The sequence below is a fragment of the Herbiconiux sp. FW305-C-125 genome (assembly GCF_058783455.1).
Genome location: NZ_JBYSYO010000003.1, coordinates 221,922 through 244,323, shown reverse-complemented (window position 1 = coordinate 244,323; position 22,402 = coordinate 221,922). Strand labels below are relative to the sequence as shown.

Annotated in this window: 17 protein-coding genes; 7 read left to right on the top strand and 10 right to left on the bottom strand. The window is 68.4% G+C overall.

Annotation, left to right across the window (positions count from 1 at the left end):
- Positions 1-15 precede the first annotated feature (15 nt).
- The 4 genes from AC3WLB_RS11480 to AC3WLB_RS11465 all read right to left on the bottom strand — a co-directional run bounded on the left by AC3WLB_RS11480 (position 16) and on the right by AC3WLB_RS11465 (position 5,905).
- Complete coding sequence (locus tag AC3WLB_RS11480) at positions 16-1,098, bottom strand: glycosyltransferase family 2 protein (protein WP_492506046.1); 1,083 nt, start codon at positions 1,096-1,098, stop codon at positions 16-18.
- Positions 1,098-2,312, bottom strand: coding sequence for an ABC transporter ATP-binding protein (locus tag AC3WLB_RS11475; RefSeq protein ID WP_492506043.1), 1,215 nt, complete (start codon positions 2,310-2,312; stop codon positions 1,098-1,100). Before AC3WLB_RS11475 ends, AC3WLB_RS11480 begins: the two co-directional genes overlap by 1 nt.
- A complete protein-coding gene (locus tag AC3WLB_RS11470; protein ID WP_492506041.1) occupies positions 2,312-3,223 on the bottom strand; it encodes an ABC transporter permease in 912 nt (303 codons plus the stop codon). The genes AC3WLB_RS11475 and AC3WLB_RS11470 overlap by 1 nt, the downstream gene beginning before the upstream one ends.
- 114 nt (positions 3,224-3,337) lie before the next feature.
- Positions 3,338-5,905 carry a glycosyltransferase gene (locus AC3WLB_RS11465; RefSeq protein WP_492506039.1) on the bottom strand — a complete coding sequence of 856 codons (2,568 nt, stop codon included), beginning with the start codon at positions 5,903-5,905 and terminating at the stop codon, positions 3,338-3,340.
- Positions 5,906-5,968: 63 nt separating this feature from the next.
- Here AC3WLB_RS11465 and AC3WLB_RS11460 point away from each other — a divergent pair, with 63 nt between their 5' ends.
- The 5 genes from AC3WLB_RS11460 to AC3WLB_RS11440 all read left to right on the top strand — a co-directional run bounded on the left by AC3WLB_RS11460 (position 5,969) and on the right by AC3WLB_RS11440 (position 12,438).
- Entirely contained in the window at positions 5,969-6,490 is a 522-nt protein-coding gene (locus tag AC3WLB_RS11460) for a hypothetical protein (protein WP_492506037.1), read from the top strand.
- Positions 6,491-6,573: 83 nt separating this feature from the next.
- On the top strand, positions 6,574-6,813 hold the full coding sequence (locus AC3WLB_RS11455; RefSeq protein ID WP_022898341.1) for a hypothetical protein: 240 nt from the start codon (positions 6,574-6,576) through the stop codon (positions 6,811-6,813).
- Positions 6,813-7,628: a rhamnan synthesis F family protein gene (locus AC3WLB_RS11450; protein ID WP_492506035.1), complete on the top strand. Its 816-nt coding sequence runs from the start codon at positions 6,813-6,815 to the stop codon at positions 7,626-7,628. The genes AC3WLB_RS11455 and AC3WLB_RS11450 overlap by 1 nt, the downstream gene beginning before the upstream one ends.
- A 15-nt stretch (positions 7,629-7,643) precedes the next feature.
- Positions 7,644-9,695 carry a glycoside hydrolase family 99-like domain-containing protein gene (locus tag AC3WLB_RS11445; protein ID WP_492506033.1) on the top strand — a complete coding sequence of 684 codons (2,052 nt, stop codon included), beginning with the start codon at positions 7,644-7,646 and terminating at the stop codon, positions 9,693-9,695.
- An 82-nt stretch (positions 9,696-9,777) separates the two neighbouring features.
- On the top strand, positions 9,778-12,438 hold the full coding sequence (locus AC3WLB_RS11440) for a hypothetical protein (protein WP_492506031.1): 2,661 nt from the start codon (positions 9,778-9,780) through the stop codon (positions 12,436-12,438).
- An 18-nt stretch (positions 12,439-12,456) separates the two neighbouring features.
- Here the strand turns inward: AC3WLB_RS11440 and AC3WLB_RS11435 are convergent, their stop codons facing one another.
- Positions 12,457-14,163, bottom strand: coding sequence for a hypothetical protein (locus AC3WLB_RS11435; RefSeq protein WP_492506029.1), 1,707 nt, complete (start codon positions 14,161-14,163; stop codon positions 12,457-12,459).
- Positions 14,164-14,225: 62 nt separating this feature from the next.
- Here AC3WLB_RS11435 and AC3WLB_RS11430 point away from each other — a divergent pair, with 62 nt between their 5' ends.
- Entirely contained in the window at positions 14,226-15,983 is a 1,758-nt protein-coding gene (locus tag AC3WLB_RS11430; RefSeq protein WP_492506027.1) for a hypothetical protein, read from the top strand.
- On the opposite strand, the gene AC3WLB_RS11425 is transcribed toward AC3WLB_RS11430, so the two are convergent.
- From AC3WLB_RS11425 to AC3WLB_RS11405, 5 genes are read right to left on the bottom strand one after another with little or no spacing between them, the layout of a single operon-like run.
- The gene (locus AC3WLB_RS11425; RefSeq protein ID WP_492506025.1) at positions 15,915-17,297 is read right to left on the bottom strand and encodes a hypothetical protein; all 1,383 of its coding nucleotides are present in this window, start codon (positions 17,295-17,297) and stop codon (positions 15,915-15,917) included. The two genes, AC3WLB_RS11430 and AC3WLB_RS11425, sit on opposite strands and share 69 nt — an antisense overlap.
- Positions 17,294-18,634 carry a hypothetical protein gene (locus AC3WLB_RS11420; RefSeq protein ID WP_492506023.1) on the bottom strand — a complete coding sequence of 447 codons (1,341 nt, stop codon included), beginning with the start codon at positions 18,632-18,634 and terminating at the stop codon, positions 17,294-17,296. Before AC3WLB_RS11420 ends, AC3WLB_RS11425 begins: the two co-directional genes overlap by 4 nt.
- Before the next feature lie 13 nt (positions 18,635-18,647).
- Positions 18,648-19,673: an NAD-dependent epimerase/dehydratase family protein gene (locus AC3WLB_RS11415; protein ID WP_492506021.1), complete on the bottom strand. Its 1,026-nt coding sequence runs from the start codon at positions 19,671-19,673 to the stop codon at positions 18,648-18,650.
- Positions 19,674-19,703: 30 nt separating this feature from the next.
- Complete coding sequence (locus tag AC3WLB_RS11410) at positions 19,704-20,459, bottom strand: glycosyltransferase (RefSeq protein WP_492506019.1); 756 nt, start codon at positions 20,457-20,459, stop codon at positions 19,704-19,706.
- Positions 20,456-21,661, bottom strand: coding sequence for a nucleotide sugar dehydrogenase (locus AC3WLB_RS11405; protein ID WP_492506017.1), 1,206 nt, complete (start codon positions 21,659-21,661; stop codon positions 20,456-20,458). The genes AC3WLB_RS11410 and AC3WLB_RS11405 overlap by 4 nt, the downstream gene beginning before the upstream one ends.
- Before the next feature lie 148 nt (positions 21,662-21,809).
- Between AC3WLB_RS11405 and AC3WLB_RS11400 the strand changes: the two genes are divergently transcribed.
- The gene (locus tag AC3WLB_RS11400; protein ID WP_492506015.1) at positions 21,810-22,391 is read left to right on the top strand and encodes a GtrA family protein; all 582 of its coding nucleotides are present in this window, start codon (positions 21,810-21,812) and stop codon (positions 22,389-22,391) included.
- The last annotated feature ends 11 nt before the right edge of the window (positions 22,392-22,402 follow it).

The window sequence follows — 22,402 nt, the reverse complement described above, 5'->3', positions numbered from 1 at the left end:
ATCAGGCGGGCGCGATCAGTCGTCGACGAGCATCGATGCGATCGCATGACGAGAACGACGCGCCGCCCGCTCGATGCGGCGCCGTTCAGCCAGGTTCGCGGGTGCGAGCCGGAGAGCAGCGGCGAAAGAGCCGAGACGCCGCCGGGCCTCCTCGCCCGTTGACGATCCAGGAGAGCGCACCGCGGCCAGCACCGCCCGGGCTGTTCCCGCGGCCGTGCGTACGACGGCCCGCGCTGCCACGTCGGCGGGAGCGTGCCGGAGGGCGACGAGCATCCGATTGCGCTCGTTCATCGAGCGGAAGAGCGCACTGCCCGTGCCCGACGATGCGGCATGCCGATGATGAGCAGTCGCGCTCGGAGCGTAGCGGACGCTGCCACCCGCACGACGGAGCCGCCACGAGAGCTCGGTGTCCTCGTAGTACATGAACAGGCTCTCGTCGAACAAGCCCACGTCCTCCAGCGCACTGGCACGCAGGGCTGCCCCGCCACCGCCGAAGCCGAACACCTCGCCCGCCGCACGCTCGTCGCCGTCGGGGACGACCGGGCGCAACCAATCGCGATCGCGCCCGTTGCCGGAGCGCGTCACCTCGTTGCCGGTGCTGTTCAGCAGCTCGACTCCGGCCTCGTCTCCGTCATCCACCCGACGCCACCGTGTGCCGTCGAACGCGACGAGCACACTGCTGTCCGTCGCAGGAGCGGTGTCGTCGGCCGCCGTCCAGCGCCCCGCCAGCACCAGCCGCGCTGTGGTCGCCGAGACCGTCGCATCCGTGAGCAGGGGAGTGACGAGTGCCGCCACGAAGCCCGGCGTCGCCTCTGCATCGTTGTTCAGGAGCACGTAGACGTCAGCCGGGCAGGCCCGGATTCCGGCGTTCACCCCGGCACCGAATCCGCCGTTACGACCCGCGTCCACCACGAGGTGCTGCGGATGACGCTGCCGCAGCGTCTCGAGCGAACCGTCTCCCGAGCCGTTGTCGACGATCACGATCGTGAGCTCAAGAGCGTGCTCGTTGAGGCCGGTCTGTGCCTCGAGCGACGCGACGGCCGCAGAGGTGAGATCGGGCTGCCGCCAGTTCACGACGATCGCAGCGACCCGCGTCATCAGGCGCCGAAAGCTCGGATCTCCGGCGCCGCGTGCACGATGCCGACCGCCAGGTCGTAGTACGGCACGTCGAACGAGACGGCCTGCGGAACGTCGGCCAGGTGCACCTTCTCATTGCTCATCAACGTCGAGTTGATGAAGTACTTGCCGGTGCCGAACGGCGCATCGCGGATGATGAACTCCACCGTCTGCGGCGAACGCAGTGTGGGTAGGTGCAGCCCGACACGGAGCGACGACGTGCCGTAGACGGGAACGCCCTGCACGTTGTCGATCTGGATGGCGGCGATCCAGTCGTCGATGCCCGTCGGATGATCGAAGGTGACCTGCACCTGGATGTCGTCGCCCGGCTGGATCGGGTCGCCCACGGCACCGCCCACGGGCTGCACGGTGGTGGCGAGGATGCGCCCGTTGTTGACGGGAATCTGCTCCTCGTGCGTGGCGTTGTGCGCCTCCGCCTCCTCCTGCCGACGCCCCTCGAGCACCTCGCGGAAGTCGCGCACCGCTTCGTGCGGCACGCCGTCGAAGAGCACCTCGCCGCGGTTCAGCAGCACCGCACGGTCGCAGAACTCGGTGATCTGACCGAGCGAGTGGGTGACCAGCACGATCGTGCGGCCTTCACGCTGGAACGAGCGGATCTTGTCGAGGCACTTGCGCTGGAACGCCTCGTCGCCCACGGCCAGCACCTCGTCGACGAGCAGCAGATCGGGGTCGACGTGCACGGCCACGGCGAACGCGAGCCGCACGTACATGCCCGATGAGTAGAACTTCACCTGGGTGTCGATGAAGTCGCGGATGCCCGAGAACTCCACGATGTCGTCGAAGTAGAGGTCGGTCTGCTTGCGCGACAGGCCGAGGATCGACGCGTTGAGGTACACGTTCTCGCGCCCGGTGAGGTCTTGGTGGAAGCCCGCTCCGAGCTCGAGCAGCGCGGCCAGACGACCACGCCGGCGCACCGTGCCCGACGTGGGCTGGATGATGCCGCCGATGGTCTTGAGCAACGTGGACTTGCCGGAGCCGTTCGGCCCGATCAGGCCGATCGTCGAGCCGGACTCGATCTCGAGGGAGACGTTCTTCAGGGCCCAGAAGTCCTCTTTGAACTGCTTCGAGCGGCCGGCGTTCACCAGGCGCTCCTTGAGGCTCTTCTCCTTGCGGATGATGAAGCGCTTCGAGACGTCGTTCACCTCGACGACGGGCACTTGTGCGGTCGTCGCCATCACAGCTCCTGCGCGAAGTCGCCCTGCAGGCGGCTGAACACCCGCTGGGCACCGAACAGAGCGAGCACTCCGATGGCGCCCGCGATGAGCATCCGCAGTGCGAGATGCGGCAGCGGCACGCCGTTCGAGGCCTCGGACCAGAAGGCCTCCTGGAAGCCCAGCACCGCCAGCGTGATCGGACTGTTGACGTAGACCTCGAGGAGCCACTGCGGCAAGATCTGTGCCGCCTGCTGCCAGGAGTAGAGAATGGGCGACGCCCACATGAGCAGCAGCAGCACCACCTCGACCAGGTACTGGATGTCGCGCAGGTACACGTTCAGGGCCGCCAGCAGCAGCGCGATCGCAAGGCCCCAGATGAGGATGAGGACGAGCGCACCGAGCCCGAAGAACAGGTTGACGCTGAGGGTCAGGGTGCCGATCACGATGGCCGCCACGATCAGGATGACCAGTTGCACGGCGAAGTTGAACAGCGCGGAGCCCACCGCGGCGAGCGGGAAGATCTCCCGCGGCAGGTACACCTTCTTCACCAGGCCCGCGTTGGCGATGATCGATCCGGTGCCGGCGCCCACGATCTCGCTGAACAGCGTGTAGATGGTGAGGCCGGCGAAGATGTACACCGCGAAGTTCTCGATGTTGCGGGCCGCGCCGAGGAACTGCCCGATCACCAGGTAGTAGATGAAGAGCTGGGTGAGAGGCTTCGCGAGGCTCCAGAGGAAGCCGCCGGCGCTGTCCTTGTAGCGCGACTTCAGTTCACGCGCGGTGAGCAGGCCGAGCAGCCGGCGCTGCGCCCAGATCTCGCGAACGGATGCGACGGTGCCGGTTACCCCGGAGGTCGCGCCGCCTGCCGTCTGCCACGGTTCCGAGAGGAGCCGTGCCGATCGGTCGGCGGGGGATTCCAGTACGTCAGCCAATCGTGAGGCCTCCAAGACCAGGTTCGCGGCAGCAGGGTGGCGCTGCCGGGATAGAGGATACATGACCGTCGTGGAGGCGGCTCCCAGGCTCGCGCTGCGTGCAGTACAGCCCGGTCAACCCTTCGCGGCGCGATTGTGCTGCAGGCGCGAACGCACTTTGCCCGCCATCGAGGTCAGGCCGCCGTGGGTGAGGTAGTGCCGGGCGAGCGCAAGGTCCCGCCGCCAGCCGTGGCGCCGGGTGGAGATGGCTTGGAACTTCTCCTCCGCCGTCACCGGCCGGCTTCGCCGACCGGCCCCCGTGACGTCGATCGGCGCCGAGAGCGAGCCGAGCACCCGGTCGGCGGCCGGATGCGGGTCGCGGCAGAACTCCACCAGCGGGCGGAGCGTCTCCTCCCAGGTGAACTGCTCCCGCACCCGGGCGACCGCCTGCACGGCCGCCTTCCGCTCGGGTGCCGAGTAGAGCATCCGCTCGAGTGCATCGGCGAGGGCGTCGACATCGCGTTCGCGCACCGCGACGCCGAGACCCTCCTTCTCGACCAGGTCGCCGAAGCTGTCACCCTCGGTGGTCACGATCGGCAGGCCGGCCCAGAGGTAGTCGAGGATGCGGGTGCGGAACGAGAACGTGGTTTCGATGTGGTCGAAGTGGGTGCTGACGCCGAGATCGGCCTCGAGCAGGTAGTTCTGCCGGTCGTCGAGGTCGACCCAGGAGTCGTTGAAGAACACGTTCTTGCCGGTGAGCCCGAGCTCCGCCGCGAGCTGCCGGGTCTTCTGCACCACCGCCATCTCCGGCACATCCGGGTTCGGATGCGCGGTGCCCATGAAGAAGAGCCGCACGTTCTTGCGGCGCTCGGCCAGCTGCCCGACGGATCGCACGAGGGTGAGGGTGTCGAACCAGTTGTAGATGCCACCGCCCCAGATGATGACCTTGTCGGTCTTGCCGATACCCGGCACGACCCCCCGGATGGCATCGCGGGTGTGCCGAGGGGGAGTGGAGTCGAGACCGAACGGAGCGATCGAGATGAGCTCGTCGAGCGAGTCGTCGGCGGCGTAGTTGGCCGGGTTGATGCGGCCGAGCGCGGCCAGCTGCCCGAGCCAGAACAACCGCTGCCGCTCCGAGGCGCAGAGAAAGAAGTCGGCGCGGGCGAGCTGCTGGTTCAGCACCTCGGTGGCGGAGCGCACGATGTTCGTCCAGCGCTCGGTGCCGAACTCGCGGCCCTGCTCGAGCTGCTCGAGGTGCATCGGGTCGTAGATGTCGGCCACCACGATCTTCTGCGACTTCTGCAGCGTCGTGAAGTGGTGCAGGGCGTAGCCCTGGAAGAAGATGACGTCGGCCCACTCCTCGTGCACGCGCATCTGCCGCTCGTTCTGCAGCTGCACGTGTTCGACCTCGAAGCGGTCCGACTGCCGGTTGGCGGCGTTCCAGGTGACCAGGCGCACGTCGTGCTCGGCGCTCAGCGCCTCGCTGATCTTCCAGGCGCGCAGGCCAGGTCCCGCCATCTTCTCGCCGAGCGAGTCGCCGGTGATCACCAGGATGTGCCGGCGGTCGGTCGCGGACTCGATCTCGAACGCATCCACCACCGCGCGGAACCCGGCGAGATAGGACGAGCCGCCGAGCAGCGGGTGGATCATGTTGCCGAAGAGGCGGAACAGCTCGGCGTCGGTGCGGCGGCGGCGGGCCTGGATGTCGTCGCGCGAGACGCTCAGTGATTCGAGCTCCTCCACGAACTGGTCGAGCGCGAACAGGCCGGCGAGCGACTCCTTGGGCACCGGGGTGGTCTCGTCGAACTCGCCCTCCGCGGTGCGGTCGAACCGCCGGATGTCGAACAGCTGCGAATCGAGATCGCTCTTGGCGACGGCGCGACGGGCGAGCAGGGCCATCGCCCCCGGCAGGAACCGGGCGAGGTTCTCGGGAGAGAGGTTCTTGTAGAGGGTGGCGAGCGCGTTGCGCTCGAGGAGGTAGCTCTCGCGGTAGGGCCCGAAACTCCGCATCGAGGCGTGGTGACGGTGGTAGACGACGGATGCCGGCGCGAACCGCACCCGGTACCCGAGCAGGTTGAGGCGCCAGCCGAGATCGACGTCCTCGTAGAACATGAAGTAGCGCTCGTCGAAACCGCCGACCTCGGCGAAGACCGTGGCGCGCACGAACAGCGCCGATCCGGTGCCGTAGAGGATGTCGCGCGGTGCGGCGAAGCGCTCGTCGTCGGGCTCGTTCTCGTGGTCTTTGTAGCCCATGCCGAACCAGCTGAGGCTGCCGCCGACGAAGTCGACCACCTTCCCCTCCCAGTCGAGCACCTTGCTGCCGACGGCCGCGATGGCCGGGCTGGTGTCGAACTCGGCGACGGCGGCACGGATCCAGTCCGGATGCGGCTTCGCGTCGCTGTTGAGGAATGCCACGAACTCGCCGCGGGCGTGCCGGGCGCCCAGGTTGCTGCCGCCCGCGAACCCCAGGTTCTCGGCCGACTCCACCACCCGCACCCGGTCGTCTCCGCGGAACGCGTCGGTGAGCCGGCCGAGGCTGTCGTCGCCCGAACCGTTCTCCACCACGACGATGTCGAGGTCGGCGGCAGGCCAGTCCACCTGGCCGAGCTGAAGCACGCACTCGATGGTGTCGTCGGCGCCGCGGAAGTTGACGATCACCACGGAGACGACCCCGGACTGGGCGTGGGGCGCGGGATTGTTCACCCGATCAGCCTATCGCCGGTGGGTCAGCGGGCATCCGGGAGCATCGTCCTTAGGATCGGAGACATGGCAGGATCGACCTTCTTCCGCGTGTCCGTGAGCTCTGCCGTGGCGGTCGCCGCCCTGCTCGGCGTGTCGGGCTGCATCGGCGGCTCCGGCACCCCCACGCCGACGGCCAGCACGTCCCGGCCCACCACCACCCCGTCGCCGAGCGTCACGCCCACCCCCACGAACACCGGGGTCGTGCCGCCCAGCCCGACGCCGACGCCCACTCCCACTACGCCGGCGGTGAAGCCCGTCTCGGTGCAGATCCTGAACGCCGCCTACGATCCGTCGACCGCGTCCATCGCCGTGGCGGGCATGGTGACCGACCTCGTCAGCGCCACCGGCACCTGCACGGCCACCGCCACGCTCGACGGCCAGTCGGTGTCGGCCCAGGCCGCCGGCATGGCCGACGCCGCGGTCACCTACTGCTCCGGCCTCACCCTCGCGATTCCCGCGGGGGCCACCGGTACCTGGACGGTGGAGCTCGACTTCGCCGACGAGGGGCACAGCGGCTCCGCACAGATCACCGTCGACGTGAGCTGAGCCGCACTCGGGTTCCTCGCAGGCGGCGGATGAGGAAGCTGACTACCATTGACACGTTTCCTTTGTCGAAAGCGGTAGCAGCCATGAACACCGATCCTGAGAGCGAGTTGCGCGAACTGCGCCTCGAGGTGGCCGCGTTGCGCGCCCAGCTCGCCCGCCGCGACGCCGACGTGGAGGAGTACCGCAAGCGCCTGATCGCGAGCCGCAACCAGTGCGAGCGCTACAGCCAGCAGCTGCGGGCGCTGCGCACCTCGACCTCGTGGTCGATCACACGACCCCTCCGCATGCGGCGCCGCAAGGCGCTGAACAACGGCTGGACCTGATGGCGAGCGCCCCCAGCATCCTGGAGCGCGTTCTGCCCGTGGCGCGGATCGAGAGCCCGCGCCGCACGCTCCCGGCAACCGACCGGGTGGCGGTCGTGGCGAGCTACGGTCCCACCGCCGAGGTGTCGCTCTCGCTGTCCTGGATGGTGGCGCGCCTCGAAGAGCAGGGATACGCGGTGGTGGTGGTCCGGGCATCCGACGACACCGCGCCGCTCGACTGGTCGCGCGGGCCCGCGAACGATGCGATCGTCATCCGTAAACCGAACGTGGGCTACGACTTCGGCTCCTGGGCCACCGGGCTCGCGTTGTTCCCCGAGATCCGCCGCAAGCCCTATGTCATCATCACCAACGACTCGCTGGTGGGGCCGTTCGCGAGCCTGAAGCCGATGGTCGACGACTTCGAGGGCTCGTACTTCGACGTCTGGGGTGGAACGTGGACGGCGCAGTACATGCCGCACCTGCAGAGCTTCCTGCTCGGGTTCAAGGGGGGCGTGCTCGACGACCCCGCACTGCGTTACTTCTGGCAGAACCTGCCCGAGCAGTCGACGAAGTTCGACATCATCGACAAGTACGAGCTGGGGCTCAGCCGCCTGCTCTACGGCGAAGGCTTCGTGACGGGCGCCTGGTTCGACTACGAACTGGTCGTGCACTACAGCCAGAACCCCACGATCTCGGGGTGGCGGGGGCTGCTCGAGCACGGCTTCCCGTTCGTGAAGCGGGAGCTGCTGACCAAGCCCGGTATCGTTGCGGATGGTCCCGAGGTGCCGGCCGTGGTTCAGGAGCTGTACGGGATCGACCCGACCGGCTGGCTCTGAACGAAGTCTGAGGCTATGAGAAAGATCACCATCGGCGGCGTGAAACGCCGCACCGGCCGCGTGCTGCAGCGCGTGGGCAGTTCGCTCGCGACCCCGCCACCGGCGCTCGTCAACGACGACTTCCCGGCGAGTTTCCAGAAGTGGGCCGAGAACCGCAGCAACCGCCTCAAGGCGATGTACCCGGGGGAGTGGAAGAAGCAGTTCATCGCCGAGCCCCCCACCTCGCGCGTGGCCGTCGTCGTGCACGTGTTCTATGTCGACCTCGTGCCGCAGATCGTCGAGTCGCTCAGTGCGCTGCCGGTGCCGTTCGACCTCATCGTCACCAACTCCTCGGGTGAGCCCGTCGAGATCGACACCGCCGCCCTGCCGCTGGCCGACCGGGTGCAGGTGTTCGACATCGCCAACCACGGCCGCGACATCCTCCCGCTGATATCGGTGGTGAACGCGGGCCTCCTCGACCCGTACCAGCTCGTGTTCAAGGTGCACACCAAGAAGAGCGTGTGGCGCGAGGCGCACACCGAACTGGGCGGCTCGGGCGACGAGTGGCGGGAGAGCTTCTTCGCCGACCTCGCCGGGTCGGTCGCGAACGTGTCGCGCATCCTGGACGAATTCGCGAGCGACCCGTCGCTCGGCATCCTGACCTCGGCGGGCAACGTGGTGGGCCCGGAGTTCTGGGGCGGCGACCGTGACATCGTGGGAGCACTGCTGCAGCGCATCCAGCTCGACCGCGACGAGGACAGCCTGCGCTTCGCCGCCGGCTCCATCTACTGGGTGCGCGCCTTCCTGCTACAGGGGCTGCGCTCGCTCGAGCTCACCGCAGCCGACTTCGAGGAGGAGGCCGGCCAGGTCGACGGAACGACCGCCCACGCGGTGGAGCGCATCCTCGGCATCGTCGCCCGGGAGGCCGGCTACGACGTTCGCGACGTCACGTCGCTGGCCGGCGGCGACGCGGCGGCCGCGGTCGCGGGCGGCTGGGAGCGTTTCGCCCCCACCTTCGACGCCCGCCCGCGAGCCCGGGTCATCCCGTTCTACCTGCCGCAGTTCCACACCTTCCCCGAGAACGACGAGTGGTGGGAGAAGGGTTTCACCGAGTGGTCGAACGTGGCGGCCGGAACGCCGCTGTACCCCGGCCACATCCAGCCCTTCCTGCCCAGCGAGCTCGGGTTCTACGACCTGCGCACCCCGGGGGTGCGTGACGCGCAGTACGAGCTCGCGACCTCGATGGGCATCGAGGGCTTCATGTACTACTACTACTGGTTCGCCGGCAAGAAGCTCATGCAGATGCCGGTGGAGGAGCTGGCCGCGGGGTCGGGCGACCAGCCGTTCTGCATCATGTGGGCGAACGAGAACTGGACCAGGCGCTGGGACGGCAGCGAGCAGAACATCCTGATCGCGCAGGACTACGACCGGGTGTCGGCGAAGCAGTTCATCCACGACGTGCTCGATCTGATCACGGATGCGCGGTACATCCGCATCGACGGAAAGCCGGTCATCGCGGTCTACCGCATCACCCAGATCCCCGACCACGTCGAGGTCGTCGAGCACTGGCGGCAGGTCGCGGTCGAGGCCGGGCTGCCCGGGTTGACGCTGCTGACGGTGGATGTCGGCACCTCGATGCAGGGCGTGGAGGGCGAGCTCGCCGAGCACGGCCTCGACGCCTACCTCGAGTTCGCGCCGCACAACATGTTCTGGGGGTCGCTGCCACGGGAGAACAGGGGCCTCGACGAGCGGTTCCAGGGCAACCTGCTGAGCTATGGCGCGATGGCCGACCACGCCGAACGGCGCCTCAACTCGGAGCCGCCCGCCCACCGCTACCCGGGCGTCATGGTGAACTTCGACAACACGGCGCGGCGGCAGTGGCAGCCCGACATGTGGTTCGGCTCGAACCCCTACCGCTTCCGGCGCTGGCTCAACACTACGGTCTCGTCGGTGATGGAACGCGACCGCGACGAGCGGGTGGTCTTCATCAACGCGTGGAACGAATGGGCCGAGGGCGCGGTGCTCGAACCGTCGCAGCGATTCGGCCGCACTTACCTCCTCGCGGTGCGCGACGTGCTCATCCGCTGAGTCACGTCAACACGCCGCGCCACAGCTAGTCCCCGGCGTTCTCGCTGCTCCTCCCTACTATGGACGGGTGAGGGGTTCCACGATGACGCGAGGCTTTTTCCGACGAGGTGTACTCGCCGCCGGGCTGAGCGCCGTGCTCGCCCTGGGCGCGTTGACGGCGACGGCAGGGCCGGCGGCGGCTGTTCCTGCTGCTCCCGCCGCGCCCGCCGCACCAGCCACGGCGCCTGCGGCGGCCGCGGTGCCGGCGGCGACCGCGGGCGACTTCGACCCGGGCAACATCATCAGCGACGCCAACTTCTTCAACGGCAACGCGATGTCGGCCGGCGCCGTGCAGAACTTCCTCAACGCCCAGGTGGCGAGCTGCCGCTCAGGCTACACCTGCCTCAAGGACTACAAGCAGTCCACCTGGACTCGACCCGCCGACGCCATGTGCAACAGCTACACCGGCGCCGCCAACGAGTCCTCGGCCACGATCATCTACAAGGTCGGTCAGGCCTGCAACGTCAGTCAGGCCGTGCTGATCGTGTTGCTGCAGAAGGAGCAGTCGCTCGTCACCGACTCCTGGCCGAGCGGCAGTCAGTACACCTCGGCCACCGGATTCGCGTGCCCCGACACCGCCCCCTGCGACGCCGAGTACTCGGGCTTCTACAACCAGGTCTACAAGGCGGCCTGGCAGTACAAGCGTTACTCCAACCCGCCCGGCACCTCGGCGTTCTTCAACTGGTTCCCGGTCGGCAAGTACTCGGCCGTGCGCTACCACCCCAACGCCGCCTGCGGCTCGTCTCCGGTGCTGATCAAGAACCAGGCCACCGCCGGCCTCTACTACTACACGCCGTACCAGCCCAACGCGGTCGCGATGTCGAACGTCTACGGCGCGCAGACCGACGGCTGCTCCTCCTACGGCAACCGCAACTTCTGGCGCCTGTACACCGACTGGTTCGGCGACCCGCGCGGCGCGAACAACCCGCACGGCGCGTTCGACACCGCGGTGCCGGTGGCCGCGGGCATCCAGGTCACCGGGTGGGCGGTCGACCCGTCCACCAGCACACCGGTCTCGGTGACCATCTCGGTCGACGGTCAGACCACCAGCGCCAAGGCGGATGTGCGGCTCGACTGGATCCCGGCGCTCTACCCGAGCCTCGGCGTGAACCACGGCTTCAACCAGATCGTCGGGGCCTCGCCCGGCAAGCACACGGTGTGCGTCGCGAAGGCGAGCGGAACCGACCTCGGCTGCAAGACCGTCACCGTTCCGAACAGTACGGCGATGGGCTACCTCGACGTGGCCGAGGGTGTGGTCGGTGGGGTCCACATCTCCGGCTGGTCGCTGAACACGGCGTCGTCGGCTCCCACCTACATCTGGGTGAACGTCGACGGGTCGGGCAGCGCCTACAAGGTCGACAAGCAGCTGAACTGGACCCCGGGCCTCTACCCGAACACCGGCAATCTGCACGGGTACGACCGAGTCATCCCGGCCACCCCCGGAACGCACCAGATCTGCGTCTACGGCTACGCCTCGGCCCTGCTCGGCTGCAAGGTCGCCTACGTGCCGGCCAACGAAGCCGGTGCGGTCGAGGATGCGAAGGGTGTGCTCGGCGGCATCACCGTGACCGGCTGGAGCCTCGACAAGCGCACGACGACGCCGACGTACGTGTGGATCAACGTCGACGGCTCGGGCGCCGGCTACCGGGCGGCTTCGCCCTCCGCCGCCGCCGGCGCGGCCTACCCCTCGGCGGGCGCGAACCACGGCTACTCCGTGACGATCGCCGCCAAGCCGGGCAACCATCAGGTGTGCGTGTTCGGTACCCTGGAGACGACGAACTACGGCTGTCGCACGGTGACCGTGCCGAACAACGAGGTGGGCAGCTTCGACACGGTCAGCGCGACGATGGGCAAGATCAGCGTCAGCGGCTGGTCGCTCGACCAGCGCAGTACCGTCACCACCTACGTGTGGGTCACCATCGACGGCAGTGGTTCACCGTTGCTGGCCAACCAGGCCCTCAGCTGGATCCCCGGTCTCTATCCGAAGGCCGGGCCCAACCACGGGTTCTCCGGCACCTTCACCGCCAAGGCCGGACCTCACACCGTCTGCGTGTGGGGTACGGCGGAGACCGTGTCGTACGGCTGCAAGACGGTCACCGTCCCGTCGAGCGGTGCGGCGAGCTGGGACACGGCGACCACATCCGACCGCATGATCACCCTCACCGGGTGGGCGGTCGACCGCCTCTCGACGGCGTCGACCTACGTCTGGGTGACCGTCGACGGCGCGGGTGGGCCGTACCTCGCGAACCAGGCCCTGGGCTGGATCAACGCCTACTTCCCGGGCGTCGGCCCGAACCACGGGTTCACGCTGAACATCCCTGCCGCTGCGGGCAAGCACACCGTGTGCATGACGCACAGTTTCGACAACACGAGTCTCGGCTGCCGCGACGTCGACGTGCCCTCGACCGGAGCGACCAGCATCGACTCCGTCACGGGGGTCGCCGGCGGCGTGCGCATCACCGGATGGTCGGTCGACCGGAACTCGACGGCGCGCACCTACATCTGGGTGTGGATCGACGGCGTGAGCAAGGGCCCGGTGGCCGCCGCGCTGCCGCTCGGCTGGATCGACTCGTATTTCCCCGGGGTAGGCCCGAACCACGGCATCGACAGCGTGGTGCCGGCCTCGCCGGGCAGCCACAAGGTGTGCATCACCGCCACCTTCGACAACCGCGACATGGGCTGCAGCACGGTCACCGTGCCGTGACGGCGCGGTGACGCCGGCTCAGCGGGCGCGGAACTCGCGCTCGCGCTCGCGGGCCAGCCTGAGCGGCACGATCAGCAGGAACGCGAGCCCCAGCGCCGCGACGATCGCCGCACTCGGCGAGAAGCGCGCGAGCCACGACTCGTATAGGTCGCTGAAGTACACGGTCACGCAGAAGACGGCTTGCAGCACGAGCAGCACGATGCCCACCCGGGGTGCCCGCTCGAGCACCCAGGCCAGCGGCACCATCGCGAACACGAGCAGCCACGCTTGCGAGCCGTGCGGCACATACGCCTGATTCGGTGTGTACAGCACCAGGGCCCAGATGATCACCGAGAGCATCATGCCGCCGATGAGGATGAGACGTGGCCGCTCGATCTCGTCGAGACTGCGCCAGCGCCCCAGGAGATTGACGCTCATGACGGCCAGGAGCACCGCACCGATGATGCCGGTCGCGAACAGGGTGCTGGTCCAGTCCTCGATCCGCAGGAAGGCGACGAAGGTGTTCTTGCCGTCCCGGATCAGGTCGAACTGATCGGCGCCGAAGATCGTGGACAGGTTCTCCAGCCGGATGCCGATGAATTTCGACAGCGAGAGGGAGGAGTACTGATCGATGAAGGTCTGCAGGAAGGGCCGGCCGTCGATCTCGGTGACCCCCGCGAGATGCCACTTGAGCAGCCGGTCGCCGGGCGGGTCGACGAAGCGCTGGTAGACGAGCCACGGCAGGTAGAGCACGAGCCCCGCGCCGATGCCGGCTCCGATCGCCTGGACGCTGCCGCGGAGCGGCCGACCCCGCAGCGCGTAGAGACCGGTGATGAGGAGCACCGGAATGGTGAAGGCGGCTGCTCCGTGGGCGAGCACGGCGAAGATCGCCGAGACGATCGCGAAGCCGAAGTAGGTGCGGAACCGCTCCGGCGTCTTCTTGGCGGCGAGGAGGAACGCCAGCGCGGAGAGCACGAGGGCTGCGGAGAGGAGCTTCGGCCAGGTGAAGACCGTGTTCACCAGCATGGTCGGAACCACGATCGCGAAGCACAGTCCGCCGATCGCCGCCCAGGGGCGGAAGGAGAGCAGGCGCATCAGGGCGTAGCCCGCCGGCACCCACAGCAGTTCGGGCAGCATGTCGAAGGCGAACGACACCGCCTCCGGGATCGGCCCGGTGGGCGCGTGCCCCGTGATCAGCTCGGCGAGCCACACCACCGGCCGCATCAGGAGCCCGAAGCCCGACTGCAGCGGCGGGCGGTCGCCGCCGTTCCAGTCGCCGAGCATGGCGTGGGTCGACACGCCGTCGACCAGCTTCTGCGCGAACAGGCCGGGAAGGAGGTTGTCGGCCGGCAGCCGGAAGTTGAAGAAGCGGGTGGGCACGACGTTGTAGACGCCGCCGGTCGTGCCCCACAGGTAGGTGAAACCGAGGTAGAACACGATCGCCCCGACGATGAGTGCCCCCACGGGGAGTGCGGCGCGCCAGTGCCGCCAGACGCCGCCGACCGCGAAGAGAACGACGGATGCGACGAGCAGCAGCGAGGCGAACCCGATCCCGATCGCCGGGCTCAGCCAGTAGGCCAGAAAGGTGAACCACGAGGCGACGGCCACGCCGAGCGTGCCGTACAGCGGCGCGACCAGAGGGTTCGCGATCCAGAAGCGCCGCGTCGCGGTGACCCCGGCGCCGAAGACGAGAGCGGTCGGTACGACGAACGCCAAGACCGCGAGAAGGATGACCCAGAGTGACATGTCCGTAGAACTCTACAGGTGTCACCGGGTGGGTCCGGTATTAGGGGGCCTAGTGTTGTGCTGTGGCAGAACTGGTCGTCGGAGCAGTCCTCGCGTTCCTCGTGCTCGGTCTGGTCGCCCTCGTCTCCGCCGAACTCACGCGCCCGCTCTGGCGCTCCAATCCCGCACTCGGCCCCGCCTTCGGCGTCATCGGGGTCGGCCTCGCCGGCTGGCTGCAGTTCCTCGCCTCCTGGGCCGACCCGCTCGCCGGGCGCTACGCCGCATTCGCGCTCGTGCTCGGTACCCTCGTGCTGGCCGGACGATTCCGGGTCTGGCGCACGGTGCGGAGCCACCCCGCCCTGGTGATGCTGCCGGCGGGCATCCTGCTCGCGTATCTCGGATTCACCTTCCTGTGGGCCGCCCCCGATCTCGACGCGTTCTCGCTGACGGCACTGCGGTACAGCTTCAGCACCAGTCCCTACCCGATCGACAACGCCATCCCCTTCCTGCTCGCCAACACCATCCAGGACGGCGGATCGACCCACGCCTTCCTGCTCAGCTGGAACGGCAGCGATCGTCCGCCGTTGCAGTCAGGCACGATCCTCACCTTCCAGGCTGTCTTCGGCAGCCTCGGGCTCACCGGATACACCCTCCCGCAGGTCTCCGGCATGGTGCTGCAGCTCGCCTGGATCCCGGCCGTCTGGTCGATGCTGCGCGTGCTGTCGATCGATCGCCGCACCACGGCACTGTCGATCGTCTTCACAGCGGCCACGGCCACCATGCTCATCAATGCCACCTACACCTGGCCGAAGCTCATCGCGGCGGCACTGGTGATCGCGTGTCTCGCCATTCTCGTGGCCGTGATCAGAGGCACGCTCGGGCTCGCTGTCGGTCTGCCCTTCGCCGCCCTCGCCTTCGCGCTCGGGATGCTCAGCCACGGCGCCGCCGCCTTCGCCCTTCCCGCGGTGATCGTGCTGGCTGTGCTCGCCCTGCTGCGGAACACCGGCCGGCTCCGCGCCGCGGGCGTCTCCGCCGCGGTGGTGCTCGTCACCTATCTGCCCTGGGTCGGCTACCAGCGCTTCTTCGATCCGCCAGGCGACCGCCTCCTCAAGTGGCATCTCGCCGGGGTCATCCCCCTCGACGACCGCTCCTTCGCGCGGGCGCTCGTCGACGCCTACGCCTCGACGTCCCTGTCCGACGTGATCGCTGCGCGCGTGCAGAACCTCGGTGTCGTCGTCGATCCGTTCCTCTACGGCTCACCGCTCGCCAACCCGCTCGTGGTGCTCGACCCTGCGCAGGTGCGCGACGCGATCGGCGCGCAGCGTTTCAACGAGTACTACAGCACCGCGGGTGCCTTGAGCCTCGGGGCGGTACTCCTCGTCGCGCTGGTGCTCCTCGTGGTCGTCGCCCTGATCCGGCGTCGCCCCCTCCGGCTCCCGCAGCTGCTGGGTGTGCTCGCGCTGATGGTGCCCTGCATCCTGCTCTGGTGCCTGGTGATGTTCATTCCCGGCGCGACAGTCGTGCACCAGGGCTCGCACGTGTGGATCGTCGTGCTCCTCGCGGGCACCTTCGCCTGGTTCGCCAGCCGGTGGCGGATACTGGGCGCGGCCATCGTGGTCGCCCAGGTGGCGTTCACCGGATGGTTCTACGCGCCGTTCTTCGGGCACACCGAGTTGCGCCCCTCCGCGCTGCTGGTGGCGGTGTTCGGCATGGCGGTGGTGCTGGCCGGACTCCTGCTGGTCAACCGGCAGGAGCGGCGGCGCACCACCGCATCACCGGTGCTCGAGCACGACCTCGCACGGGATGACGACGTCGTACTTCGGCGGCGGCGCGATCGGTAGCGAGGCATCGGCGCCCGGGTTCAGCTCGCAGAGGTCGTCGGCGTTCTCGAGCGAGTCGGACAGCGGCACGCTGCCGGCCTTGTAGACGGGCGTGCGGAAGTTCGCGATGCCCGGCGCGATGAGGAGCGCGGCCACGACCGCGAGGGCGAGCACACGGAACGTGCGGTGCCGAGTGCCGGCTGCGGGCAGCCACACGCTCACCGTCGCCGTGACCGAGAACAGCAGGAGGAGGATCGGCACCAGCGAGTACCGTCCGCCCCAGTACACCTCGAGACCCAGCGGCTGCTGGCCGTACGACGCCCAGGTGAGCACGGCGACCACCGCGTAGAACACCAGCGAGAATCCCAGGGTCACGGCGGCCGGCCCCGTGCGGCGCCAGCGCAGGGCGATGAAGACGACGAGTGCGAGCAGGCCGCCCGCGGCGATGGCGAGAACGGCTGCGCGCCCCAGCTCGAGGTACAGCCGCTGGCCGTCGACCGGGCCGAGGAAGTTGCCCCACACGACGCGGAGGAGGTAGATGACGCCGAGCGAGCGTGGTTCGAGGCCGGGCGCCCCGCGGTCGCGGTCCGCGCCGATCACCACGAGCAGCTGAACGGCGGCGGCGAGCACGAACACGAGCGACACGATCTGCTCGCGCGTGCGCGGCAGCCAGAGCATCCGCGCGAGCACGAGGGGTGCGAACATCAGTGAGAGGGGGTCGCTCAGCACGGCCGCAGCCACCATGGCGGAGGCGAAGATCACGCGCGGAAGACTCGGGCCGGTGCGTGCCAGCAGGGCCATCACCAGGCCGAACATGAGGAACCAGTGCGAGTTGGCGACGTTGGTGGCCACCTCCATCGAGCCGATCGGCACGATCAGCACCAGCAACCAGAGCAACCAGCGCAACGGCAATTGCATGCGATCCCGGGTGAAGACGAAGGCCGCCAGGGCGACGGTCGACCACACGGCAGCGCCGAAGAGGTTCATGCCACGGCCGAGTTCGTCGAGCGGGACGAGCCAGGCCACGAGTTGTGCGGCCGTCCGTGGCACCAGATGCATGTAGCCCGCGTAGGGGGTGAACAGGTTCGACAGGTAGCCGTACCGGAAGGCGTCGGTCAGGAAGTCGCGCCCGTCCTCGGCCCACAGCACGTTCCGTTGATCGGCCGGGAGCCGATAGGTGGTGACCAGGATGCCGACCGCCAGCATCACGACGATCGTCGCGATCGTGCGCAGCGGGAGCCGCCGCCGCTCCAACACCGGACCGAAGAGCCACTCCGCCAGGAGCGCACGCCGCGGTGCCGTGGTCGCCGTGGCCACGGCGGTAACGGTGGTCACGGCCCGCTCGCCGTCGCCGGCACGATGTTCGTCACGGCCAGATCGTACGCCCGCTGGTCGTAAGCTCCCACGTCGAGGTAGCCGGCCTCGACCAGGCCGCGCAACTGGTGCACGGTGAGGGTCGGGGCGTAGAGGGGCTCGACCAGGGCGTCGTCGTCCACCGTCACGGCGGGGTCGGAGAGGAGCGCGGCCGCTGCGAAGATGACGTCGCGCGTGGGCAACTCGATGCCCGCCATCTCCGCGGAGTGCTGACGGATGCCCAGGGCGCCCCAGACGGCGACGGCAGCGCCCACGACGAGCACTCCCGCGAGCACGGCACGGCGGCGACCCCAGAGGGCCGTGAGTGCCACGCCGAGGAGCGGGAGCGTGAGCGCGGCGATCATGTAGAGGTAACGGCCCGAGGTGGCGAGCTCGGGCCCGATGTTCAGGCGCGAGAATCCGGTGAGCAGGCCGAAGGCGATGGCGGCCAGCGCGAACGCCAGCACCATCGGCGCCTGCCGCCACTGGCGGCGCACGGTGATGGCGGCGAAGGCCAGCAGGGCGAGCCCGACCGCAAGCCCCAGGAACGGCACCGGGGTGAGGCCCTGGAAGGCGCCCACGATCATCCGGCCGGCGTACAGCGGAACGTCGAGCAGCAGCTGCCCGGCCGAGTTCGGCTGCCACTGGGTCGGCATGGAGTACGCCGGATTCGCCTTCGCGAAGAGGTACCAGCCGAGGTAGACGAGGGTGGGGGCGCCGGCCACCGCGACGGCGCGCAGCAGGCCGACCCGGCGCAGGGCGAGCAGCGCGAGCGCCGCCACGAGCGGCACCGCGGTGCCGGCGAACATGAGGCCGAGCAGCATGACGGCGGCAACGACCGGGGCGCGTCGCCAGAAGTTCGCACGGGTGAGCCGGTCAGCGAGCAGCACGGCCACCGATCCGCAGAGGATGCCTCCGACGAAGCCGAACTGGAACGCCCACAGGATGTTGTCGGCCCCGGCGCCGTAGAGCACGAAGACGAGGGCCAGCACGGTGGCGATCCATGGCTGGACGCCCACCGCGTTGAGCACCCGCCAGAGCACGTGCGCGAGCCCGAAGTGCACCAGGATGACCAGGATGAGGTACGGCCAGTAGCTGTGCAGGCCCACCGTGTGCACGAGGGCCTGGGTGGCGAGCATCGGGATGGTGCTCCAGTGGCCCACGTGCGGCGCGAGCAGATCGACGCCGTCAGCGGTCAGGAAATCCCACTCGTCGTAGTAGAACCACTGGTCGCGGCCGTAGTAGCAGATCCACGCGAACGCCAGGACCAGGGTGGCGTAATGGGTGTGCGCCGGCGTCAACCACCGGCGCACACCCATCGGTCGCGTGTGATCAGATGGTGCCGTCGGCGACGGCATTCTTGATCCACGGGATGACCTCGTCGAGCATGTCCTCGAGCGTGGTCGTTGCCTCGAAGCCGAGCAACTCCTTGGCCTTCGAGACGTCGGGCACGCGCTTGGCGACGTCGTACTCGAAGCCGGGGTCGCTCGTGAGGTTGAGCGGAACATCCGGGCCCTTGATCTTGCGCCAGATGACCTCGGCGAGTTCCTTCACCGAGTGACCCTCGGCGGTGGAGACGTTGAAGTCGTTGTTGAGGGCCGCCGGGTGGTCGAGCGAGAGCACGATGCCGCGAGCGAGGTCGCCGCCGTAGGTGTAGTGGCGCACCTGGTCGCCGGAGCCGAGGATGTGCAGCGGGTCCTGGCCCTTCAGCACCTTCTGCACGAGGTCGGGCACGACGTGGCTCATGGCGAGCTTCACGTTGCCCGAGTCGATCTCGACGTCGCCGAGGGCGCGGCTCTCGCCGATGCCCACGCAGTTGAAGGGGCGGAGGATCGTGTAGGGCAGCTTGTACTGGTCCCACGCGGCGCGCGCGAAGTACTCGACGGCGAGCTTCTGGAAGCCGTAGGACGACAGCGGCGGCGGAACCTCGCGCTCGTCGCCTTCCTTGGAGGGCCAGCGGTCGGTCGACTCGAACACCATCGAGCTCGACATGTAGGTGACCTTCTCGAGCCGGCCGTTCTTGTGGGCGGCGATGGCCGCATCCACGCTCGAGGCGATGATGCGCTCGTTCTGCGCCAGCAGGTCGTAGGCGTAGGTGTGGAAGTAGGAGATGCCGCCGATGAGGGCCGCCCCGGCGATGAAGTGATCGACGTCGGAGAGCAGGCGCGTCATCAGCTCCACGTCCTGCACGTCGCCGACCACGAGCTCGTAGTTCGGGTTGTCGTCGTAGGACTTCTTGACCGGGCCGTACTTGGAGTAGTTGTCGACTCCGACGACCTGGTAGCCCTTGGCGAGCAGCTCTTCGACGATGTAGCCGCCGATGAACCCGGCGGAGCCGGTGACGAGGACCTTCTTCATGGATGCAGTTCCTTTGGTGGGGGGAGGGGTTCAGGGGGTGGTGATCTTGGCGGCCAGCGCCTGCAGCTCGTCGATCGTGAGCTTGCGGCCGAACGCGAAACGGTACCAGCGCAGGTACTTCGGAATCCACTTCGCGAGCTTGAAGTTCGACTCGCCGAACGCGCGGTCGAGCCAGATGGTGGGGATCTCGGCGACCGGCCGGCGCAGCCGCCTGGCTTTGGCGGTGAGCTCGAGACCGATCTCGAAGCCGTCGCGGGAGTCGATGCCGACCTCGCGCACGAACTCGGCGTTGTAGGCCTTGAAAGAATTCGTGGCGTCGCGGGTGCCGGCGTTGGTGAACAGCTGCAACGTGATGCCGGCCGTGCGGGAGAGGAAGCTCTTGAACCGCGGGCCGCCCACCTGCTGCCCGCCCGGCATGTACCGCGAAGCCGCGGCCACCACCACACCGCGCTCGACGAGCCGCACGAGGTCGTCGATCTGGCGTGGGTCGTCGCAGCCGTCGGCCATGGTGACCACCACGGTCTCGCTGGCGGCGTGATCGATGCCGTACCGGATGGCGTAGGCCGGCCCGCGCCCGTAGTCGTTGATGAGCACCCGCAGATTCGGCCGGCCGGCCGCGGCGTACCGCTCCACCACGGGCACGGTGGTGTCGGTGGTGGCGTCGACCACCACGAGCACCTCGGACTCGAGGTGCACGGCCTCGAAGATGCGGTCGAGGCCGGGGACGATGTCCTCCCCCTCGTTGTACGCGGGGATGACGATCGAGGCGCGGAGGCCCTCGGTCAAATCACGACCCCCTGGCCGAGCAGGTTCCAGACGTCGGCGACCGGCTTGTCGGTCACCAGCTCGCGGTACTCCGCGTGCGGGGTCGCGACGATGAGGATGTCGGCCTTCTCGAGCACCGCGTCGAGCGGCAGCAGGGTGTCGTCGGTCTCCTCGCTGACGTAGGGGTCGGTGCCGATGACCGCTTTGGCTCGGAACTTCAGCACCCGCCGCAGCTTGTACGAGAGGGAGGAGCGGATGTCGTCCGACCCCGCCTTGAACGACATGCCGAGGATGCCCACGGTGAGGTTCTCGAGGTCGAAGCGCTTCTCGAGCTGCGTCACGATGTAGAGCGGCAGCCCCTCGTTCACGAGCATGGCCGAGTGGCCGAGCGAGAACTTGTTGTCGCTGAAGGCGGCGAGCTGCATCGTGTCCTTGAACAGGCACGGGCCGGCCGCGAAGCCGGGCCCCGGCAGGTCCTTCGCCCGGGGGTAGTCGTGGGTCAGACCCTTGCGGATCTTCTCGAAGTCGAGCCCCCGGTCGTTCGCCATCATGTAGAACTGGTTGGCCGCAGCGAACTTGATGTAGCGCCAGGTGTTGGTGAACAGCTTCGCGAGCTCGGCCTCTTCGGGCTCGAGATCGACGATCTGGTCGGTGAGGGTGCGGAACAGAGCGGATGCCCGTGCCCGCCCGGTCTCGGTGCGGCTGGAGACGATCTGCGGCAGCGTGAACAGCTCCTCCATCGCCTTGTGCTCGGCGATGCGCTCGGGGCAGAACGCCACCTCGGTGGCCAGGCCCGCGGTGCGCAGCTGCCGCTCGACCAGCGCCGTCACGCCGGGGTAGACGGTCGACCGCAGGATGAGCAACTGGTCGTCGCTGAAGTACGGCAGGCAGGTCTCGAGCGCTTTGGGGATGGCGTTCGGGTCGGGGTTCAGGTGCTCGTCGACCGGGGTGCCGATCACCACGATCACGTTCTCGGCGGTGGCGACCACGGCGGGATCGGTCGAGGCCGTGAAGCTGCCGTTCGCGAGCACGCGCTGCAGCACCGGTTCGGCGCCGGGCTCGCTGAAGGGCATCCGGCCCTCGTTGATGCCGGCGACCGCGCGCTCGCTGACGTCGTAGACCACGACGCTCGAACCCCGGTCGGCGAGTGCGATGGCGAGGGGGAGGCCGACGTGGCCGCCTCCGCCGATGACGACAACATCCCTGTCGAATTTGGTGGACAAACGCCTGACCTCTGAAGTAGTGGAAGATCGGATGGGCGACAACTGTCGGATTTACGGCAGTTGAGCAAGGGTAACAATACAGGGCCGGTTATTCTTTTGAAGGCTCGGCGCGCGAGCCGAGAACCGCGAGCGAGGAACGGCGTCTTACGTGAAGAAGATCTGGGACTACCTCTGGGAACGATTGGTGCGCTACGCACTGAAGTTCGGGGTGGTCGGGCTGGCCGGCTACGCGATCGACGTCGGCGTGTTCAACGCCCTGCGGCTCGGTGTCTTCGGCGATGAGGGCTGGTTCTCCGGGCCGATCGGCGCCAAGGTGGTCTCGGTCACCCTCTCCACCCTCGCGACCTGGTTCGGCAACCGGTACTGGACCTTCCGCGAGCACCGGCGCAAGAACTTCGTGCTGGAGCTGGTGGAGTTCAGCGTCATCGCCGTGCTCGGCCTCGGCATCGCACTCGGTTGCCTCTGGGTCTCGCACTACCTGCTCGGCTTCGACAACCTGGTGGCCGACAACATCTCGGGCAACGTGATCGGCCTCGTGCTGGCCACGGCGTTCCGTTTCGTGCTCTACCGCTACTGGGTGTTCGCCCCGCACCGCTCCGACGGCTTCACCGCCCTGCAGAACGCGCGCCTCGAGGCGGACGCCGCTGCGGCGATGGCGGCGGCGGGTGCCGCACCGGGCGAGGCGGCGGACGCGGCGGCGCTCCACCCGAACGAACCCGCCGCCGGCTGACGCGAGCGGGG

What these genes read in the sequence shown, in the direction of transcription:
- AC3WLB_RS11415 (WP_492506021.1), bottom strand. Translation starts at nt 19,673, where the DNA reads ATGAAGAAGGTCCTCGTCACCGGCTCCGCCGGGTTCATCGGCGGCTAC.
- AC3WLB_RS11440 (WP_492506031.1), top strand. Translation starts at nt 9,778, where the DNA reads ATGACGCGAGGCTTTTTCCGACGAGGTGTACTCGCCGCCGGGCTGAGC.
- AC3WLB_RS11435 (WP_492506029.1), bottom strand. Translation starts at nt 14,163, where the DNA reads ATGTCACTCTGGGTCATCCTTCTCGCGGTCTTGGCGTTCGTCGTACCG.
- AC3WLB_RS11450 (WP_492506035.1), top strand. Translation starts at nt 6,813, where the DNA reads ATGGCGAGCGCCCCCAGCATCCTGGAGCGCGTTCTGCCCGTGGCGCGG.
- AC3WLB_RS11445 (WP_492506033.1), top strand. Translation starts at nt 7,644, where the DNA reads ATGAGAAAGATCACCATCGGCGGCGTGAAACGCCGCACCGGCCGCGTG.
- AC3WLB_RS11420 (WP_492506023.1), bottom strand. Translation starts at nt 18,634, where the DNA reads ATGGGTGTGCGCCGGTGGTTGACGCCGGCGCACACCCATTACGCCACC.
- AC3WLB_RS11475 (WP_492506043.1), bottom strand. Translation starts at nt 2,312, where the DNA reads ATGGCGACGACCGCACAAGTGCCCGTCGTCGAGGTGAACGACGTCTCG.
- AC3WLB_RS11455 (WP_022898341.1), top strand. Translation starts at nt 6,574, where the DNA reads ATGAACACCGATCCTGAGAGCGAGTTGCGCGAACTGCGCCTCGAGGTG.
- AC3WLB_RS11480 (WP_492506046.1), bottom strand. Translation starts at nt 1,098, where the DNA reads ATGACGCGGGTCGCTGCGATCGTCGTGAACTGGCGGCAGCCCGATCTC.
- AC3WLB_RS11460 (WP_492506037.1), top strand. Translation starts at nt 5,969, where the DNA reads ATGGCAGGATCGACCTTCTTCCGCGTGTCCGTGAGCTCTGCCGTGGCG.